Below are 2913 nucleotides of genomic sequence, written 5' to 3'. Positions count from 1 at the left end.
GCCCCGATCGACTTGCTCTCGCGGCTGGAGCGCACCGGCCGCTCGTCGACGCCGCGCGCCGCGCGGTAGAGATAGTCGGCGTAGCTGCCGAAATGCGCGCGCAGGAACTCGACCGGCCGGTCGCGCAGGTCGGCACCCGTCTCGATCCCCAGCCGCGACATCTTGGCCGCGGTGACCGGGCCGACGCCGTGGAAGCGCTTGACCGGCAGGCTGGCGACGAACGCCGCGCCCTTGCCCGGCGGGATCACGCACAGCCCGTCGGGCTTGTTCTGGTCCGACGCGAGCTTGGCGATGAACTTGTTGTAACTCACTCCGGCCGAGGCGGTCAGCCCGGTCAACGCCTTGATCCGCGCGCGGATTTCCTCCGCGATCGCCTTGGCCGAACCGAGCCCGCGCCGGTCGACCGTGACGTCGAGGTACGCCTCGTCCAGGCTCAGCGGCTCGATCTCGCCCGTGTACTCGGCGAAGATCGCGTGGATCTGCCGGCTGACCGCGGCGTACACCTCGAAGCGCGGCTTGACGAACAGCAGCTCCGGACAGCGCCGCCGCGCGACCGACGAGGGCATCGCCGAGCGGACCCCGAACACGCGCGCCTCGTAGCTCGCTGCGGCGACGACGCCGCGCGCGCTCGACCCGCCCACCGCCAGCGGACGCCCGCGCAAGGCCGGATCGTCGCGCTGCTCGACCGACGCGTAGAAGGCGTCCATGTCGACGTGGATGATCTTGCGGACGGGCGCCTCGGTCACCTGCGCCTTATAACCGCGGTCGTCGCGCGCGTGTACCCGTTTCGTTCGCGCGGGCGCGGCTGTTTTCGCAGAGCCGCAAATCCGCTATGCCGCACCGCATGAGCGATCTCCAACGCCCCGTCCTCGTGCCGCCGAACGGCGAGAAGAAAGTGCTGCTCCATTCCTGCTGCGCGCCATGCTCGGGCGAGGTGATGGAGGCGATGACCGCGAGCGGGATCGACTACACGATCTTCTTCTACAATCCCAACATTCACCCCAAAGAGGAATATCTGCTCCGCAAGGAGGAGAACATCCGCTTCGCCGAGGCGCACGACGTACCGTTCGTCGATGCCGACTACGACACAGTCAATTGGTTCAAGCGCGCGAAGGGGATGGAGTGGGAGCCCGAGCGGGGCGCGCGCTGCACGATGTGCTTCGACATGCGGTTCGAACGCACCGCGCTCTACGCGCACGAGCACGGCTTTCCCGTCATCACCTCCTCGCTCGGCATCTCGCGCTGGAAGGACATGAACCAGATCAACGGCTCGGGCGAGCGCGCGGCGTCGCACTATCCCGGCGTGGATTACTGGACGTTCAACTGGCGCAAGGGCGGCGGCGCCGCGCGCATGATCGAGATCTCGAAGCGCGAGCGTTTCTACCAGCAGGAATATTGCGGCTGCGTCTACTCGCTGCGCGACAGCAACGCGCACCGCGTCAGCCAGGGGCGCGAGGAGATACGCATCGGCGAGCTCTACTACGGCGACGACGCCAAGGGTTGAGGGCGCGGATGCGCGCGGAACCGCCGAACGGTAGCAACGCCGTCGGCATGGCGCGGCACGAGCGCGCGGGATAGCAATGGCGAGCATCGAGTGGATCGCGACCGTGCTGGGGCTCGCTTGCGTCGCGCTGGCGGCGCGGCGCAGCGTCTGGACCTTTCCGGCCGGGATAGCCTCGGTCGCGTTGCTGGGCATGGTGGTGTTCCAGGCGCGGCTGTACAGCGATGCCCTGCTTCAGGCGTTCTTCGTCGCCGCCAACATCTACGGCTGGCGCAACTGGTCGCGTAGCAACGCGGCGACCGGCACGGTGCGGGTCACACGGATGGACGCGAGCGAGCGCCTGCGCTGGACGGCAGTGACGCTGGCGGCTTCGCTCGGCTGGGCGGCGTTCGTCCACCGCTTCACCGATGCCTCCTATCCGTTGTGGGACGCGCTGATCGCGGGCACCAGCGTCGCCGCGCAACTGCTGATGGCACGGCGGCGGATCGAGCACTGGTGGCTGTGGATCGCGGTCGACCTCGCCTCGGTGCCGCTCTACCTCGCCAAGGGACTACACCTCTTCGCCGCGCTCTACCTGCTCTACCTTGCCTTGTCGGTCTGGGGACTTATCGATTGGCGCCGCGCCGAGCGGGGATCGGCGCGAGGGGTCGCCACCGCCTGATGCTACGCACCATCTGCCTTCACGGCCCGGAGAGTACCGGCAAGTCGACGATGGCGCCCAGGCTCGCGCTACATTTCGGAACGCCCTGCGTCGCCGAGTTCGGCCGCACCTACTGCGAGCAGCACGGCACCGACCTGACGATGACGGACCTCCTCGCGATCGCGCGCGGCCACGACGCGGAGACGCGCGCGGCGGTCGCCTCGGGCGCCTCGCCGGTGATCCTCGATACCGACCCGCTGATGACGGCGGTGTGGGCGGACATGCTGTTCGGGCGGCGCGATCCGTGGTTTGCTGAGTGGCGGAACACCGCCGACCTCTACCTGCTGTTCGACATCGACCTGCCGTGGGAGGAGGACGGCACGCGCATGTTCGGCACCGCGGCTGAGCGGCAGCGCTTCTTCGACCTGTCCAAACGCGAGCTGGAGCGTCGCGGCGTGCGCTGGGCGCTGGTGTCGGGGCAGGGGAGCGCGCGCTACCTGTCCGCGCTCGCCGCGATCCGCGCCGCCAGCTAGCACGCGCGGCGCTTCTGCTTCTGCTCCGCGCACGTCGGTGGGGCTTCTGCCCCGCGCGCGGCGCTTTGGCTTTTGCCGCGCGCCTGCTAACGCGCGCGGATCATGGCTACCCCGCTCTCGCACATTCGCAACTTCTCGATCATCGCGCACATCGACCACGGCAAATCCACGCTCGCCGACCGGCTGATCCAGGCGACCGGCGGCCTCTCCGACCGCGAGATGAGCGAGCAGGTGCTCGA

At 68.8% G+C, this 2913-nt stretch carries 5 protein-coding genes; 4 read left to right on the top strand and 1 reads right to left on the bottom strand.

Going from position 1 to position 2913, the window contains the following annotated elements; all coding sequences use genetic code 11:
* The coding region (gene dinB / locus ACFDS6_RS16925; protein ID WP_375273249.1) for a DNA polymerase IV at positions 1-707 on the bottom strand (707 nt) is incomplete at its 3' end.
* A 137-nt stretch (positions 708-844) separates the two neighbouring features.
* Here dinB and ACFDS6_RS16920 point away from each other — a divergent pair.
* The 4 genes from ACFDS6_RS16920 to ACFDS6_RS16905 form a co-directional block, all read left to right on the top strand.
* Positions 845-1504 (top strand): epoxyqueuosine reductase QueH, encoded by a 660-nt coding sequence (locus ACFDS6_RS16920; protein WP_375273247.1) that lies wholly within the window; start codon positions 845-847, stop codon positions 1502-1504.
* Between the two features lie 76 nt (positions 1505-1580).
* Positions 1581-2162 (top strand): nicotinamide riboside transporter PnuC, encoded by a 582-nt coding sequence (pnuC, locus tag ACFDS6_RS16915; protein ID WP_375273246.1) that lies wholly within the window; start codon positions 1581-1583, stop codon positions 2160-2162.
* Positions 2162-2674, top strand: a complete 513-nt coding sequence (locus ACFDS6_RS16910; RefSeq protein ID WP_375273245.1) for an AAA family ATPase — start codon at positions 2162-2164, stop codon at positions 2672-2674. Before pnuC ends, ACFDS6_RS16910 begins: the two co-directional genes overlap by 1 nt.
* A gap of 102 nt (positions 2675-2776) precedes the next feature.
* Positions 2777-2913 (top strand): GTP-binding protein (locus ACFDS6_RS16905; protein ID WP_375273248.1); only part of this gene is annotated, 137 nt, incomplete at its 3' end.

This window comes from Sphingomonas sp. (genome assembly GCF_042095875.1).
In the GTDB taxonomy this organism is placed as follows: Bacteria; Pseudomonadota; Alphaproteobacteria; order Sphingomonadales; family Sphingomonadaceae; genus Sphingomonas.
The sequence above is the reverse complement of the archived record's forward strand: the minus strand, read 5'-3'. Positions and strand labels throughout refer to the sequence as shown.